Annotated in this window: 14 protein-coding genes; 7 read left to right on the top strand and 7 right to left on the bottom strand. The window is 64.0% G+C overall.

Translation table 11 applies throughout. The features are described from left to right. The first annotated feature begins 10 nt into the window (after positions 1 to 10). The gene (locus IVA75_RS09705) at positions 11 to 1,363 is read left to right on the top strand and encodes an amidase family protein (protein ID WP_247284821.1); all 1,353 of its coding nucleotides are present in this window, start codon (positions 11 to 13) and stop codon (positions 1,361 to 1,363) included. Between the two features lie 332 nt (positions 1,364 to 1,695). Here the strand turns inward: IVA75_RS09705 and IVA75_RS09700 are convergent, their stop codons facing one another. Next, positions 1,696 to 3,333: a DUF6538 domain-containing protein gene (locus tag IVA75_RS09700; RefSeq protein WP_247284820.1), complete on the bottom strand. Its 1,638-nt coding sequence runs from the start codon at positions 3,331 to 3,333 to the stop codon at positions 1,696 to 1,698. 174 nt (positions 3,334 to 3,507) lie between these two features. Beyond that, positions 3,508 to 4,419: a LysR family transcriptional regulator gene (locus IVA75_RS09695; protein ID WP_247284819.1), complete on the bottom strand. Its 912-nt coding sequence runs from the start codon at positions 4,417 to 4,419 to the stop codon at positions 3,508 to 3,510. A gap of 113 nt (positions 4,420 to 4,532) precedes the next feature. Here IVA75_RS09695 and IVA75_RS09690 point away from each other — a divergent pair, with 113 nt between their 5' ends. The 3 genes from IVA75_RS09690 to IVA75_RS09680 all read left to right on the top strand — a co-directional run bounded on the left by IVA75_RS09690 (position 4,533) and on the right by IVA75_RS09680 (position 8,289). Beyond that, positions 4,533 to 6,173 carry an FAD-dependent oxidoreductase gene (locus tag IVA75_RS09690; protein WP_247284818.1) on the top strand — a complete coding sequence of 547 codons (1,641 nt, stop codon included), beginning with the start codon at positions 4,533 to 4,535 and terminating at the stop codon, positions 6,171 to 6,173. A gap of 94 nt (positions 6,174 to 6,267) precedes the next feature. Then, positions 6,268 to 7,248 carry a tripartite tricarboxylate transporter substrate binding protein gene (locus IVA75_RS09685; RefSeq protein ID WP_247284817.1) on the top strand — a complete coding sequence of 327 codons (981 nt, stop codon included), beginning with the start codon at positions 6,268 to 6,270 and terminating at the stop codon, positions 7,246 to 7,248. A gap of 180 nt (positions 7,249 to 7,428) precedes the next feature. Further along, on the top strand, positions 7,429 to 8,289 hold the full coding sequence (locus IVA75_RS09680; RefSeq protein ID WP_247284816.1) for a DMT family transporter: 861 nt from the start codon (positions 7,429 to 7,431) through the stop codon (positions 8,287 to 8,289). 7 nt (positions 8,290 to 8,296) lie between these two features. Here the strand turns inward: IVA75_RS09680 and IVA75_RS09675 are convergent, their stop codons facing one another. Both IVA75_RS09675 and IVA75_RS09670 read right to left on the bottom strand, forming a co-directional pair. Beyond that, complete coding sequence (locus tag IVA75_RS09675; protein ID WP_247284815.1) at positions 8,297 to 9,511, bottom strand: EAL domain-containing response regulator; 1,215 nt, start codon at positions 9,509 to 9,511, stop codon at positions 8,297 to 8,299. A 628-nt stretch (positions 9,512 to 10,139) separates the two neighbouring features. After that, positions 10,140 to 11,303, bottom strand: a complete 1,164-nt coding sequence (locus IVA75_RS09670) for a hypothetical protein (RefSeq protein WP_247284814.1) — start codon at positions 11,301 to 11,303, stop codon at positions 10,140 to 10,142. Between the two features lie 340 nt (positions 11,304 to 11,643). On the opposite strand from IVA75_RS09670, the gene IVA75_RS09665 reads away from it, so the two are divergent. Further along, a complete protein-coding gene (locus IVA75_RS09665; protein WP_247284813.1) occupies positions 11,644 to 12,267 on the top strand; it encodes a helix-turn-helix transcriptional regulator in 624 nt (207 codons plus the stop codon). An 83-nt stretch (positions 12,268 to 12,350) separates the two neighbouring features. On the opposite strand, the gene IVA75_RS09660 is transcribed toward IVA75_RS09665, so the two are convergent. The 3 genes from IVA75_RS09660 to IVA75_RS09650 form a co-directional block, all read right to left on the bottom strand. Further along, the gene (locus tag IVA75_RS09660) at positions 12,351 to 12,599 is read right to left on the bottom strand and encodes a hypothetical protein (RefSeq protein ID WP_027566442.1); all 249 of its coding nucleotides are present in this window, start codon (positions 12,597 to 12,599) and stop codon (positions 12,351 to 12,353) included. 123 nt (positions 12,600 to 12,722) lie between these two features. Continuing rightward, positions 12,723 to 13,100, bottom strand: coding sequence for an Hpt domain-containing protein (locus tag IVA75_RS09655; protein WP_247284812.1), 378 nt, complete (start codon positions 13,098 to 13,100; stop codon positions 12,723 to 12,725). A gap of 159 nt (positions 13,101 to 13,259) precedes the next feature. Beyond that, positions 13,260 to 13,958: a Crp/Fnr family transcriptional regulator gene (locus IVA75_RS09650; RefSeq protein ID WP_197031102.1), complete on the bottom strand. Its 699-nt coding sequence runs from the start codon at positions 13,956 to 13,958 to the stop codon at positions 13,260 to 13,262. A 675-nt stretch (positions 13,959 to 14,633) separates the two neighbouring features. On the opposite strand from IVA75_RS09650, the gene IVA75_RS09645 reads away from it, so the two are divergent. Continuing rightward, entirely contained in the window at positions 14,634 to 15,116 is a 483-nt protein-coding gene (locus IVA75_RS09645) for a response regulator (protein WP_247284811.1), read from the top strand. Positions 15,117 to 15,540: 424 nt separating this feature from the next. Next, positions 15,541 to 16,163: Hpt domain-containing protein (locus IVA75_RS09640; RefSeq protein ID WP_247284810.1), on the top strand; the 623-nt coding region annotated here is incomplete at its 3' end.

Below are 16,163 nucleotides of genomic sequence, written 5' to 3'. Positions count from 1 at the left end.
GGGAAAGATCATGAAACAGGAACTGAGCGATCTCTCGGTGCGCGAGCTGGCGTTGCGACTGAGGCAAGGTGAGATCGAACTCACCGACGTCGTTGACGACGTGTTGGCCGCGCGCGCGGAAAACGCCTCCAATCCCATGTTCATCACCGTCGTGCCGGAGCAGGACCTTCGCAAACGAGCCGACGAGCTCGCTTCGTTGCCTGCCGCGATCCGTTCGAAGATGCCGCTTTACGGTGTGCCGTTCGTGGTCAAGGACAACATCGACGTCGTCGGCTACGCAACGACCGCCGGATGCCCGGAATACGCCTATCGGCCAGCCAGGAACGCATTCGTCGTGGACCGGCTGCTGGAGGCCGGCGCGATGCTTGTGGCGAAGGCCAATCTCGACCAATTCGCGACCGGGCTGACCGGCATGCGTTCCGTCTACGGCTTCCCGCAGAACCCCTACAGCCCTGATCACATCGTAGGTGGATCCAGCTCGGGGTCCGGCGTCGCCATCGCGTGCAGGACGGCGCATTTCTCGCTGGGAACCGACACTGCCGGATCAGGACGCATCCCGGCTGGCTTCCTTGGGATCTACGGCTTCAGGCCGTCGGGCGGGTTATTGAGCAATTCGGGCGTCGTTCCTAGCGGCCGAATGCTCGACTCATGCTCGGTATTCTGTCGTAACCCGGACGATCTGCGATTGGTGATGTCATCGGCCGGAGTGTACGACGCAGCCGATCCTTTCGCGAAAGAGGTACGCGGCCGTCCGCGGTCGCTCAAAGATCCGACCGTCGGTGTCATCGAGCTCAAGGACGAATACTTTCTGGGTGACGCCGAGGCGAAACGCGTTTACGCCGCCGGCATCGAGAGGCTCAGGGGTCTGGGCTATTCGATCGAACAGATAGACTACGATCCGTTCGCCGAAATCTCGGACATGACGTACAAACCCGAACTGATGGCCGAGAGGGCGGCTGTGCTCGGGCCATTCATCGAAGCGCATCCGGCGGGAACTTACTCTCCCGTCGTCAAGGCCGCCCTTATGAACTCGACCGACTGCAAGGCGGTCGACGCCTATAGGATTCTCCATAGAAGAACCGAACTGGTGCGGCAGATCGAGCTGGACGCTTGGTCCAAGGTAGACGTGCTGGCTTTACCGACGGCACCGACCATCCACAAGCGCAGCATGGTCGAGCGTGATCCAGCGTACGCTTCGACCAGTCTCGGCTTATTTGTGAACTTCGCGCCTCATTTGGGCCTGCCAGCGTTGTCCGTACCCAACGTCATGCGCAGCGATGGACTACCGAGCGGCTTGATGTTCGTCGGCCAGCCAGGCGACGACGGCCTTCTGATCGACGTCGCTCAACAGTTTGCTCATTGAGTGTCACGCGCGGTTTGACGGTTGGAGATGGTCTATTCAGCAAAGAGCTGCATCGCCACAGCCGATCCGGCTGGGCACGCACTACGGCGCTGCAGCGGTCCATGTCGTGGGCGCGAGCTTGCCAGTGTCGTCGGCAGAAGGGCGCCTTGCAGCGGTGTTAGACCGAAAGATCCACTCTACGGTCTCAAGGCCTTACGTTGCTGCAACGGCCGTTTTTGCCGACGAGCGGCACCTGTCGGCCTTTTCGGCGTCCTGCCGACCTGCGCGCTCATCCGCCGGGCGGCTCTCGGTGAGCCGGGTCGCCTCGCCGAACAAGGCTTCGTCCCTGGCCGTCAAGCGGCCGCGCGGCGAGCCGCCCTTTCTGCCTTGTCCGAGGCAATCTGCTGCGGCGAGCGCCGCGTGCGCTTGAGAGGCGTCGGCGACCGGCTCAAGGCAGGAACCTTGAATCTCGGGAAGAGGGCCATCTCCTTCGCGAGCACCGGCACCTTGCGTTTGCCGTACCGTGCGCCGGTCCCGCTCTTGCTTTCGTGTCCGCACATGTAGTCGCACAATTCCGGCTTCATCTTCGTCCCGCGGACGATCTCGCGCCAGAGGTGGCGCCAGCCATGGTTAGGCTGCACGTCGGTGATCTTGAGCGCAATGCGCACCCACTCTCCCAGACGGTCGGCGACCTTGTGCCATTGGGGGTTGGCTCCCTTTCCGCCGCGGGCGCGGACCGGATCGTAGAACAACGGCTTGCCGAGCTTTCGGCGCTGTTCGAGATAGTCCATGAACTTCTGGTCAAGCAGGTGCTTGTGGACCGGCACGCGGCGCAGCCGCTTGCCCTTCGTGACCTCGGGTCTCAGCACGAAGCACAAATGGCCGAGGATAGGCTGAACATCCGACGGCAGCAGCGAAGTGACTTCGTTGACACGGGCGCCGGTGTAGGCGCAGATCCAGGGTACCCAGCGCCTGGCCGCCCTCATCTCTGCGGAGATCAGGTGCGACGGCGTCGCGACGGTCGCAGACAGGATCTTCAGTGCCTGCTCGGGATCGAAGCCCCGCTCGTCGTCCTCCTTCCAGGCCTTGACGCCCTCGACCTTGATCCCGGCGAAGGGATTGATCTCGAGCCGCAGCGCGTTGAGCATGTGGGTGGCCACCGACCGCGGCGCCGCCAGCCAGACGTCGCGGACGGCCTTGGGAGCGATGCCCTGGGAGATCATGTAGTCGCGCCAGCGGACCGCGTCCTGCGGCGTCACCCGCGCGAGGTCCCGGTGCTTGATCCATTCGATGAAGTGTTCGATGACGGGCCGCCAGCGCTTGGCCGTCGGCCCGTCGAGGCCCCCCTTGATCCGTGGCTGGCTGCAGTAGAGCTCGAAGGCCTCCATGATGTCGACCTTGGGCTTCGTCCTCTCCTTGGGCAGTTTGCCGAGTTTCTTGTTCTCCTCGAAGTCGCCGGTCGAGGCGCGGAAGACGTCGCCGTAGGCGCCCTTCCACGCTTCGGCGAGCAGAGGCTTCAGCTTTTCGACCTGCGCCTCCGCGGGCGGCTCACCGAGTTCGCGGGACAGGACGTCGCGCGCCCATTGATCGAGCGCCTCCTCTTCGGCCGCCGGATCATCGACATCCTCCGTGAGGGCGAGCCACCTCAGGGCGCCGAATCCCGTGCCGGGCTCGGCGATGTGAGCGTCGCGGATCCGGACGTGGGTCTCGCGCTGGATCGCGAAAAGGTCCTGGTGGGTGAGGGGCGCCACCGGGCCCCGGCCGTCGGGGCCCCGCTTGGCCTCAAGCGCCAGACGTGCCCATTCGCGCTCCAGATCCTCCGAAACGGCCACGATCCGGGCGTTGGCCGTGCGGCGGTCGGTGGTCTTCAGCGACTTCCAGACCTCGGTCTTGCCGACCAGGACACGGTACCGTTTCGGCACCTTTTTCCGGATCCAGTAGACGTTCTGCTCGTTGCCGCTGGCCTTGGTAGGCCGGAAGGGGGTCGGCATTCTGGTCGTTCCCATTGGTGTAGACCCTCGGTGTAGAACCGACGGCTCAAGGAACGCCCAAAAACACAGATAAACTTGTATTTACCGGGTGTTTTCGCACCGGCGGGGGAGAGTCCCTCCCTCTCCGCCAACATCATCCGCCACAACAAAACGGCTTACAGAAAGCTCGGTAGATCAGTCTGATCTTGCCGGCTCTCGCTCCGACAGCACCGTCCGCGCCGTCGCCACAAACGCCTGCGCGGCTGGCGACAACGTCCGCCCCTGGCGCTGCAGCAGCGACACCGGGCGGGTGATGGCAGGGCGTATCAGCGGCTTTGCGATCAGAGTCGGAAATTGATCCGCCGGCAGCATCGTCGCAGGAAGGATCGCGAGGCCGAGACCCTGCGCCGTCATGGCGAGTGCGGTATTGATCAGCGTCACTTCATAGGTTGGGTTGAGGTGCTTGCCCTGGGTGCCCAGCGCCTGATCGATCTGCATGCGAATCCGCGTCTCGCCCCGCATCGCGATCGTGGGCATCTGAGCCAACTCGTCCCATGTCAGCGCGCGGCGTGCCGCGAAGTCGGCGGTGCGCCGGCCGATGGCGCTCAGGCGGCCGCGGGTCAGCGTCTCGATCGTCAGCTCCGCGAAGTCTCCCTCGACGCTGCCGATCGCGAACTCCGCATCCGTCGCGCTCAGACGCGGAACGAGATCGTCGGCGGCGACGTCGCGCATGTCGATTTCGATGTCGGGATAGCCTGCCCGGAATTTAGCGAGCACCGAGGGCAGCAGTGCCGATGCGGTACCGGCTGAGGCGAGAAACGCGACCCGGCCGGCGCGCGCCTGCGCCAGGTCGCGCATGCGCCGCGACAGGCCCAGCGCATCACCCAGCATGCGTTCGGCGGCGTGAACTGCCTCGTCAGCAGCCAGCGTCGGCTGCACCGAACGCGTGGAGCGATCGAACAGTTTGACGCCGAGCTGCGCTTCGAGCTGCTGGATCAATAGGCTCGCCGCCGATTGCGTGATTCCCAGCTCGCGCGCGGCCCGCGTGATGCTGCGCGTCCGGTACACGCCGGTGAAGGCCTGCAATTGCCGCAAGGTGACGTTCATAGGCAAAGCTCATGAATTGATGAGTTCTTTCCGGCTTATCACATAAGCGAGCATGCAATAAAATGCATGCCGTGGACGGTGAAGCCGCGATCTCCAACGGATCGGAAACGAACATGAGAACACAGGTGCTGGTGGTGGGCGCCGGGCCCGTCGGATTGACCGCGGCGATGGATCTGGCCTCCCGTGGGATCGACGTCGTGGTCGCGGAGATCCGCCATGCCGGCGATCCGCCCAGCGTCAAATGCAATCACGTCTCGGCGCGTTCGATGGAGATCTTCCGCCGGCTTGGCGTCGCCGCAAAGCTGCGCGACGCGGGCCTGCCCGCGGATTTCCCGAACGACTGCTCCTACCGGACCACGGCGACCGGCATCGAGCTGTGCCGCATCGACATTCCCTCGCGCGCACGCCGCTACAACGCCACCGGCGGTCCCGACACCTGGTGGCCGACGCCCGAGCCGCCGCACCGGATCAACCAGGTCTATCTCGAGCCGATCCTGTTCAGCCATGCCGCCGCCCAGTCGCGCATCACTATTCTGCCGCGCACGGAAATCACGGACATCGAGCAGAATGACGACCATGTGGTCGCACTGGCGCGCGACCTCGACAGCGGAAGCTCGCTCCGCATCGAGGCTTCCTTTGTGATCGGTTGCGATGGCAGCCGTTCCCTGGTTCGCAAATCGATCGGTGCCAACCTGTCCGGCACGCCGGTGATCCAGCGCGTGCAATCGACCTTTATCGAAGCGCCGCAGCTCAAGGAGCTGATGGGCGCGCACAAGCCAGCCTGGATGGTGCTCTCGCTCAACCCGCGACGCTCAGGCACGACGGTGGCGATCGACGGTCGTGACCGCTGGCTGATCCACAATCACCTGAAGCCAGACGAGCCCGAATTTGATTCGGTCGATCGGCACTGGGCCATCCGCGCCATTCTCGGCGTCGACGAGCGCTTCGAATACCGCGTCCTCAGCAAGGAGGACTGGGTCGGCCGCCGGCTTGTCGCCGATCGCTTCCGCGACCGCAGGGTCTTCATCTGCGGCGACGCCGCGCATCTGTGGATGCCATATGCGGGCTACGGCATGAATGCGGGCATTGCGGACGCCGTCGACCTGTGCTGGCAGGTGGCGGCGCATCTGAACGGGTGGGCGCCGGCTTCGATCCTCGATGCCTACGAGGCGGAGCGTCAGCCCATCACCGAACAGGTGTCGCGCTTTGCCATGGAGCATGCGATGAAGATGATGGCGCAGCGTGGCGGAGTCTCCGCGGAGATCGAGGACGACACGCCGCGCGGCCACGCGGCGCGCGCAGCGTTGGCCAGGGCGGCCTACGACCTCAACGTGCAGCAATATTGCTGCGCCGGATTGAACTTCGGCTACTATTACGATGCCTCGCCGATCATTGCCTATGACGGCGAGACGCCGCCGGCCTACGCGATGGGCAGCTTCACGCCCTCCACCGTGCCGGGCGCTCGCGCGCCGCACCTGTTTCTGCGGGACGGGCGATCGCTCTACGATGCCTTCGGCGCCGGCTACACTTTGCTGCGGTTCGATCCGGCGATCGATGTGGCGCCACTGAAGTCTGCCGCAGAGCAGCGCGGCATTCCGCTCGCGCTGGTCGACATCGCGCCGGACGAAGCGAACGGCGCGTATGCCGAGAAGCTGGTGCTGGCGCGGCCCGATCAGCACATCGCCTGGCGCGGGCAGGCCGCGCCCGCGGACCCACAAGGCTTGCTGACGCGCATTACCGGCGCTTCGGCGTAAGGCGATTTGAAGCGGACGGTCTCGCGGCGAAGTCCGTCAGGACGTGGTTTACAAAGTCGTGGTTCACAAACAAGAACGCACCGGGGAGGGAAACGTGTTTCACGTTGCAAGCCGCCGCATTTTGGCCGTGCTGACGGCCGCGAGTTTCGCCGTGCTGCCGCTCGAGGCGGGCCGAGCGGCCTATCCCGAGCAATTGATCAAGATCATCGTGACCTTTCCGCCCGGCGGCAGCGCCGATACCGTCATCCGCGCGCTCGAACCGCTGGTCACTGCCGAGCTCAAACAGGGTCTCGTGATCGAGAACCGCGCGGGTGCTGGAGGCAACATCGGCATGGCCGCGGTCGCGCAGGCCAAGCCTGATGGCTATACGCTCGGCGTCGCGCCGGCAGGTAGCCTGACGGTGAATCCGCATCTCAATTCGTCGATGCCGTTCGATCCGAAGGATCTTGCGCCGATCACCCTGCTCGCGGAAATTCCCTTCGTGCTGGTTGCGTCAGCGAACGTGCCGGCGCATACGGTCGCGGAAACGATCGCGCTTGCCAAGGCCAGGCCGGGCGCATTGTCGATCGGGCATGGCGGCAATTCGACGGCCATGCACTTGACCGCGGCACTGTTCACGCAGAAGACCGGGATCGCCATGGAGCTGGTCCCTTATCGCGGGACCGCGCCGGCGACGGTCGACGTTCTCGCAGGCCATGTCCCCTTCGCGGTGCTGGATATCCCCGCATCGAGACAACTGATCCTCGAAGGCAAGCTTAACGCCATCGGTGTGTCGTCTGCCCAGCGTCTTTCGTCCTTGCCCGATGTGCCGACACTCGCCGAGAGCGGGATTGCGGGTTTCGAATCCGTTGGCTGGTTCGGGCTGGTTGCTCCGGCCGGCACGCCAGCCGATATCGTCGGCCGGTTGAACGAAGCCTTCGGAAAAGCCCTGAAGGACCCTTCGGTGGTCGAGAAGATCCGGACGCTTGGCGCAGAGCCTGCGCCGACCTCGCCCGAGCAGTTCAGCCGCTTTATCCAAAGCGAAAGCTCGAAATGGGGAAAGCTGATCAGTGAAGCGGGCATCAAGGCGAATTAAGTGTCGCCCAGTCAGACGATTCCGCCCCGCGTAAGTCATTGATCTTGCAGCCCCGGTCTACTGTGCATGGGGTTGTTTTCGCGCTTTTTGTTGTTGGGCGTTGGAAAGCTTACAGGTAATCGTCACGCCGCCCCCGGCTGGTCTCTCCAGTTGGGATCCACCGACAAGGGCGAGACGGGCATGCAATCTTCCGGCAGCGGCTGGGGCAACGGGCTTCTTGGCGTCATCATCTTCAGCGGCTCGCTGCCGGCGACGCGCGTGGCGGTCGGCGGGTTTTCCGCGCTGTTCCTGACCTCGGTGCGCGCGGTCATCGCGGCGCTGATCGGTGTGGCCGTGCTCGGCCTGCTCCGTCAGGCGCGGCCGGCGCGTGGGGATCTCGTCTCGCTCGCCATCGTCGCCATCGGCGTCGTGGTCGGTTTTCCCTTGCTGACGGCGCTCGCGCTCCAGCACATCACCTCGGCGCATTCGATCGTCTTCATCGGGCTGTTGCCTCTGTCGACCGCGATCTTCGGCGTGCTGCGCGGCGGCGAGCGGCCGCAGCCGATGTTCTGGCTGTTCTCTATTCTCGGCAGCGCCACGGTCGCCGGCTTTGCGCTGTCCAACGACGGTACCGCATCGCTCACCGGCGATCTGCTGATGGTCGCCGCGATCGTGCTGTGCGGGCTCGGCTATGCCGAAGGCGCCGCGCTGTCGCGCCGGCTCGGCGGCTGGCAGGTGATCTCCTGGGCGCTGCTGCTGTCGCTGCCGCTCATGGTGCCGGTCGCGATTTGGACCTGGCCCTCGACATGGAGCGGCATCAGTGTGCCCGCCTGGATCGGGCTCGCCTACGTCTCGGTCTTCAGCATGTTCGTCGGTTTCATCTTCTGGTATCGCGGGCTCGCGATCGGCGGCATTGCCCGTGTCGGCCAGTTGCAGCAGCTCCAGCCGTTCTTCGGTCTCGCGCTTGCAGGCTGGCTTCTGCACGAACCGGTCGCCTGGAGCATGATCGCGGCGACCGCGCTGGTGGTCGCCTGCGTGTTCTTCGCGCGGCGGTTTGCCTGAGGCGGCCTCACGCGCCCCCCATCACCGTCCGCGTCAGCGTGCTCCGCGCAAACTTCTTCAGCGGCATCGGCTTGCCGAACAGAAAACCCTGCACGAGGTCGAAGCCGAGCTCGTTCGCGGTGACCAGGTCGGCCCGGCTCTCGACGCCCTCGGCGACGGCGCGCACGCCATAGCCATGCGAAAGCTCGACGATGTGGCGGCACACCGTGCGCTTGAGGCGATCAGTGCCGCTGCCGGTGACGAAGTGCCGGTCGGCCTTCAGCTTGATGAAGGGAATTTTGTCCTTATCCATCAGCGATGGCCAGTTGGCGCCGAGATTGTCGATCGACAGGCCGACATTGTGCAGACGCAGTTCGCGGGCGACCTCGACCAGGAGATCGAGGTCGCGGATCGCCTCCTCGCTGTCGATCTCGATCGTCAGCCCGCCGAACGCCGGATGGGTCGGCATGCGGCGGCAGAGATCGCGCACGGCCTGCGGCTCCTTCAGATATGACGCCGGCAGGTTGATCGCGAGATCGACCGGGCTCTGCTGCTCCAGCAGATAGTGCCAGTCCTGCATGGCGCGCTCGATCACGAATTCGGAGAGGTCGCGCATATTCGGGTCGTGCTCTTCGGGGATGAAATAGGCGGGCGGCACCACGCCCCAGGTCGGATGCCGCATCCGCACCAGCGCCTCGGCGCTATTGCGGATCAGCGTGCGCGCGTCGATCTTGGGCTGGTACCAGAGCTCGAGCCAGCCGGCGTGCAGGGCCTCGCCGACATGCACGGCCGGGCTCGGGGCCGGCTCCTCGGGCAACAGCATCGCGACGCGGTCGCGCAGCGTCTCCGCGGCAAACGGCGTGGTCAGCGGCGGCAGCATCTTGAGGCCGTATTCCTCGCCGACCTGCTGCACGGCCCTGACGATGATCGACTCGCGGGCACCCACAGTCAGAACCCTGCCGTCGAAGGCCTCGCGCACCAGCGTCTCCAGAAATGTGCCGGGCTCGATGCCGTCGGCGGCGATGCCGAGCAGGATCAGGTCGGGCAATTCGCTCGTCAGCACGCTCTGCAGCTCCTCGGCGCTGGCGCATTCGGTGGTGACGAAGCCGAGATCCTCCAGCACTTCCGCGAGAAACGCGCGAAGATGGCGCTTGCCGTCGGCGACGCATGCGCGCGGCTTCACCTTTCGCCGTCCGAAGGTCTTCGGCCTTCGTTCGGCGAGTTCTACAATTTCGTCGTTCATCGCAAGCACTCCCGTTCCGTGCCGGTGTGTTAGCGACGTGAGCAGTTTCAAATATGGAAGGCTTCAGTCGATTGTCGAATTATCTGGGTAACGTTAAAGCACCCATCATGTCTAAAATTGTCTGGGTCTCGTTCGAGAAGTTTTTACGTCTGCCCGCGCATCGGGCGCAGGGTTGCGACAATCACGAGAGATTTCGCGACGTGCAGTAAGGCTGCATGCGCGCGCACTGTCCTGCAATTGGACCAAGCCGCGCGCGCCTCGCCCAATTGAATAATGGAGCGCCTCAATTGCGCGTCATGCGCGCATTTTTCCCGGTTCGCTCGTGACGGTTCTGCGACAATGCGTCGGTGCGCGCTGGCGCCAATGTGAAGCACATCACAAGCGGATTGCTGCAGGTGCGCTATTGCTCTGGGCAGCCGGTGGTGGGCTGTCGAGGATCGCAGCAATGACGTCGCGGCGAATAATGTATTGGTGGTTCAGGTTCGTGCTGTCAGGACGATTTCTCGATCGCTTCCTGTGCCTGCCGCGCGCGCACTGAGCATGATCCGGAAAAGTGTGCAGCGGTTTTCCGACAAGATCATGCTCAACTGACAAGCTAAAGCGCGCCAGGCGCGCTTTAGTCGCGGGATCAGGTTTGGCCGATCAGCTTGCGCAACGCGGCCGCGCCGTCCTCGATCACATCGCGTCCCTTCCAGGCCAGATAGGACAGCTTTCCGCCGAGCGTGTCGTGGCTGCGTAGCCGGCGCGAGCCGAGAATGTGGCCGACATTGGAGGGAAAGCGGCTCACCTCGGCGGACACCAGCGCCGCGATCGCGTCCATCAATTGCTGGAGCCGAATGCCCCATTCGCAATGTTCGATGCCGTCGATCCGCACCTTGAGCGCATATTCGGTGTCGTAGATCTCGGCGAGCAGGTCGCGCGCAATCAGCACCCGGTTGTGCCGGAGCGCGATGCGCAAGGCAAGGCGCCTGTCGTCGAGCTGGTCGAGCACCATGTGAACGACGCAGGCATAGGGCGTGGCTGCGACATCGGCGGCGCTCTTGCTCGCGGCGGCCTTGGTGGCAAGGCGCACCAATTGCCAGAACGTCTTCAGCCGCTTGGCCACCAGCGTGAGCGCGAACGGCAGCGCCTCGGGATGGGCCTTCTTGAAGGCGTCCAATCGTGCTGTGATCTGATCAACGGTGCCGTCGTCGAATTTCGCGATCTTCTCGGGCAGCTTTTCGCTGAACTTCGGCAGCGCGGCGCCAGCGCGCAGCACATGTTGCATCTTCTTCACGTCGTCGAAGGCGGTGCGCGATGCCGTATATTGCGCGAGCTTGCCGCGCGCGAACTCGGTGCTCTCCGCCGATGCGAGGGTGCTCTCGAGAACCTTGACGACCTTGGTCTGGAAGGTCGATGCGATCTTTTGCACTTCCTTCTGGTTGTTGGCGGCGACCTGGTCGCTGATCGCCTTGATGTAGTCGCGCGCCATGGTCGGCAGCAGGTCGCGGCAGATCCACTCCCAGATCGGGGTGAGGGTGTTGCGCGAGATTCGCCCCATATTGGCATGCTCGGGCGCGCCGTCGATCAGAAGCAGCTCGAGCGGCGCAAAGAAATGGCGCGAGGGACTGGTGGCGCGCGCCTGGCTCGATCCGTCCTTGCGAAATTCGGCGCGCAGCCGCGATTGGAGGTCGGACGAGCCCGGCATGTCGATGCCGCACAGTTCGAGCCGTTCGAGTTCGCTGAGCAGGCAGCTGCGCGACAGGGGCGTCAGCTTCTGCAAGAAGTTCGATAGCTGGTCGATCTCGTTCATGGCACGCAATCTTCCGCAACGATTCCAGCAGGCCTATCGGCTGCATGCATGGAGGCATTTGCGCGCTCTCAATTGCGACATAGAGAAGCAAGCCGCCGTTAATATATCGGTAAAATCCGGCGCCGGAGGTATTCGGCGCCGATCGGATCGTTAAGAAGGCTTCGGGTCATCAGCCCATCATTGAGGCAATTTCGGCAACCTGAGACTGTTGAGGGGCGTTGCCACTCAAGCATAAAGTGTGCCTGCGCCGGGATTTCGGCACAAAACTGCCAAATTCACCGTAGTCTTACGGAGCAAAAAGTTAACTACAGATCGCGTGGGGTTCCGCTAAACGAGTGACATGGGGTCACAGAATGATACGGCCACTGATTCGCGGCCGTCGGAATGGTACGAAAGCAGCGCCGCTCCAACTGAAGAGCTCGATGTCGTCCGCCTGAACGCCGCCCGCGCCAAGGCCGCCGACGAAATGGCCGCCGCCATCGCTCGCGAGCTCAACGGTCCCCTCACGGCGCTCCTGCTCTACATGGGCGAGATCAAGCATCACAGTGATCAGCTCGCGCCGGTGACGGGTGATCGTGCCTATTTGCAGCGGGTCGTGGAGAATGCGCTGGTGCAGACCGAGCGGGTTTGTGGCCTCGTCAAACAGCTTGCCGGTTCTCACACGGGTGGCCTGCCGATCGCGTCCATGGCCGAGGACGCCGAATCGAAGCTCGCGCGCGCACCACAGCCGCAGCGCCTGCCGAGCGCCGAAATGCTCGGCCTGTCAGGCCAGAAGCGGCTGACCAAGCGCGAGCGCGAGGTGCTGAGGCTGATCAGCGAGGGATATTCGAACAAGCAGGGTGCGCTTCGGATGCAGATCAGCCCGCGCACCTTCGAGAGCCATCGCGCCGAGGCGATGCGCAAGCTCGGCGCGCGCAACACGGCGGACCTCGTCCGTGCGGCGCTGCTGCATTCGATCGACTGAAGGCTCTTGCCTCGGCCAGCCCGCCAGCGGCGAGGGCCACGCGTGAGAGATTTCTCGAGAAAAACCCGCGGCTCCGATCGTGCTCAGAAATAATCTTCGGCGAAGGGACGCGTGCGCGACGAGGGCCGCAGCGGCTTGAGCTCTTCCTTCGGCGCGTTGGGAATGATCGTGATGGTCCAGCGGGGCGGCATGCTCGATTCCTGCTCCAGCACCGAGCGCACGAAGCCGGTCACCGTCTCCTCGCCAGCGGCCACCGTTGCCATCCGGCCGTTGAACTGTGCGATGCGGAAGCGACGAACTTCTTTCTGGTCCGCGGTCTCGTAGGTGAACATGGAAACCCTCCTGGTTTCCGGCGACTATCGCTGCCTATGATTAGCCATCTGTGAAAATCCCAAGCCGTAGAAGTACGGCGGGCATGCACGCGTGAGTGGTTACGGCGTTTTCGAGCGAGCGCGTCAGCTCTCCGGCTCCTGCGCGCGCCCGGCGGCATAGGCCGCGTCCATCAGATCCAGGAGGTCGCGAAATCCGGCGTCGCCGAGGCTCTCCGCGGTCTTCTCCAGCCGCAGCGCCAGCGCCGCGAGCCGGACATAGCCGAACGTCCCGGCCGCGCTCTTCAGCGAATGCGCTTCGCGCGCGATCCTGCCGTGATGTTGCGCGAGCGCGAGCGTGCGGAACAATTGCAGGCGCGCGCAGGTGTCGCTCCAGAACACGTCGCGCACTTCGCAAGCACCGTCCTCGCCAATCTCGCGCACCAGCGCCTGATATGCGCCCGGCTCGCGCGCGGGCTCGGCATCAAGCGCTGTCTGCGCCGGCGCGGCGGTGACTTCGAACATGGTTTGGCCTGCCTTGATCACGGTTCGTTTGCCGCCGGCCCGGGACAGGCGCGCGCGGCACGTTGCGTGTCTACGGCATCCGGATTTCAGTTCCGGTAGCAGGACAATCCGTGTTTGCGGGCCGGAATTAGCGGACGGTTTACCACGCCGCAGCACCAGTCAGCGCGGGCCGAGCAGCCGGTCATACTGCGCCTTCACGGTGGCGTAGCATTCGCACGCCGTCTGGCGCAGGCCGTCCAGGTTGAGGATCTGGATGTGTCCGCGGCTGTAGTGAATGAAATTCGCCTGCTGCAAGGTATTGGCGACCAGCGACACGCTGTTCCGCCGAGCGCCGATCATCTGCGCCATCGCCTCCTGCGTCAGCAGCAGCCGGTAGTCGCCGGAGAGGTCATGGGTGTGCAACAGGCAGCGCGACAGCCGCGCCTCTACCGGATGGGCGGCGTTGCACCCCGCGGTCTGCTGCACCTGCGCGTAGACCGCCAGCCCGTGACGCGTGAGCAGCGTCCGCAGAGTGCCGCTCTGGTCGGCCGCGACGCGCAGCCGATCGAGATCCATCATCGAGGCGGAGCCGGGAACCAGCACGATGGCCGTGTTCAGCGCGCAGGCATCGCCCATGGTCGAGAGCGTTCCGAGCAGGCTGTCGCGGCCGATCATGGCGACTTGCACGTGCTCGCCCCTGGCGAGCTCCACCACCAGCGAGATGACGCCGCGATGGGGAAAGTAGGCGCGCTTGAGCGTTTCGCCGGTCTCGACCAGCACCGCCTCATGTGGCAGGTCGCCCGTACGCAGGTGCGGACGGATCAATTCGTAATCGTCTGCCGACAGCGCGGACAGGAAACCGTTGGAGGAACGCACCATCGTTTCCAAAGTAGCCTCCCGTCTTCCGGACCAGCGGGCCGCAGCACACGAAACTGCTTGCCGCCCGGCCAAGTTCCATCATGTTCCCGTCGGGATATGTTGGCAATTGGGACAAGTTGTCCGATCGTGATCGCCGCCGCGACGCCGCCCTCCCCCAAGGCAGATTCCCTGACCATTCCCCGGTACCGATCCGGGAACCCAGCAGATCCAGATTGTCGGCTGGCGCATCGGTTTGGAGGATGGTCGCGGTCATGGTCGATCCCACGCATTTCGAAGTGATCTGCGCCGCGTCCGATTCGTCATTCAGTTGCGCGGCAACAAAGTGTATTATAATGGTTGTGTTGCTCCGCGTATACCTGTTGGGGGGCAGACGGCCGGTGCATTTGCGGCGGAAATGAGAATGGCACGCTGATTCGCTCATAAGCCTGCGCGCCAGCCTGCAAGGGTTGCGCAGGTAAAAGCGGCAAGGGGCCTTCATGAGCCGGAAGCATTGCATCCGCACTGCCATCGGACGCCGGGCGATCCGTGCACCCTCATTAGTCGGACGAGTGGCTACCGTCCTCAAACATTGCTTCGAATCTTGGCGCCGCGTGGCCGCAGATTTCGCGTCCATCGTCTTCCCCGCTCCGCCAAGCAGGTTCTCAACAGTCCATTTCTCGAGCAAAGGAGCATGGCGTGCGCCACGGTTCAATTATTGAATCGCCAAATCGGGAAGCTCAAGCGGGGACAGAAGGTCAGCGCCATATTCTCGTCGTCGACGACGACCCGATGGTCTGCATGGCCATCGAGGTCTATCTCCAGCGCAACGATTTTCGGGTGACGATCGCCGAAGGAGGGGAAGCCGGACTTCGCGCGCTCGAACACGAGCAGTTCGATCTGATGATCATCGATATCTTCATGCCGCACATGCGCGGGTTCGAATCGGTCAGGATCTTTCACGAGCGGGCGCCGGCCGTTCCGCTGATTGCGATGTCCGGCTACGCGTTCGCAAATCTGAATTCGCCAGCTCCCGATTTCCTCCGGATGGCGCTGGAGCTCGGTGCGGCGCGGTGTCTGCGCAAGCCGTTCACGCCGCACGCGCTGCTCGCCGCCATCACCGATTGCCTGGCGGAGCACCGTCCTCATGGCGACCTCGCCTCGGCCGCGCGCGTGGGTTAGCGCCAACACCGGCCGCAGTGGACGCGGGTAACGGTTCGTTTACCGCAAATGCGAGTCTTGCGTATCCCGGCAAAGCACCAAGCGAACGTGGCGGGACCGCTCCGGATTGCAGGCGGCTCGATACAATTCCGCGAAGACCGCGCATATCGTCCTTCACGAGCTGGGCTTTCCCGCGCGCCTGGTCCCGCTGTTATCGGCACGTTCACCTCACGCGTCTCGCCGTAGCGGCGTGGTGCCGGTTTGCCGAAAAACGCTGTCGTATGCGATCGAACGGCAAACTTGTCTTCAATATCCGTATTAGCACGGAGGATGAAATTAACGGGACCGTGAAAGGGGATGTCTAACGATCCAAGGCGGGGACTTCCGTTCATGCCAAGCGTGGCTCGGGCGTCGAGTCCAGATCCAGGTCAGTAAGGCGTAGCTCATGGATGATCTGTTGCGGGAGTTTTTGACGGAAACCAGCGAGAGCCTGGACACCGTGGACAATCAGCTGGTGAAGTTCGAGCAGGAGCCGAACAACGCCAAGATCCTGGATAACATCTTCCGCCTGGTCCACACCATCAAGGGCACGTGCGGCTTCCTCGGATTGCCGCGCCTTGAAGCGCTGGCGCATGCCGGCGAGACGCTGATGGGCAAATTCCGTGACGGCATGCCGGTGACCGGGCAGGCGGTGACGGTGATCCTGTCGTCGATCGACCGCATCAAGGAAATTCTGGCCGGGCTGGAGGCGACCGAGGCCGAGCCCGAGGGTACCGACCGCGACCTCATCGACAAGCTGGAAGCGATGGTCGAGCAGGGCATGGCCGCTATGTCAGGCTCGGCGCAGCCGATGCCGGCCGGTGCCGTGGCTGCTCCCGTGGCCGAAGCGCCGCCGCTGGTGCCGGAAGCACCCGTCGCCGTTGAAGCCGCGCCTGCAAAAGACATGACCTCCGGTGTGCTGGCCGACCAGAGCCTGGAGCGTCCGCTGCGTCCGGGCGAAGTCTCGCTCGACGAGCTCGAGCGCGCCTTCCGCGAGACCGCGATCGAAGTCCCGGCCCCGGTTGCCAA

Origin of the sequence: Bradyrhizobium sp. 134 (assembly GCF_023074155.1) — a bacterium.
Taxonomy (GTDB): domain Bacteria; phylum Pseudomonadota; class Alphaproteobacteria; order Rhizobiales; family Xanthobacteraceae; genus Bradyrhizobium.
Note: the sequence above shows the minus strand (reverse complement) of the source record. Positions and strands in the feature narration are given on the sequence as shown.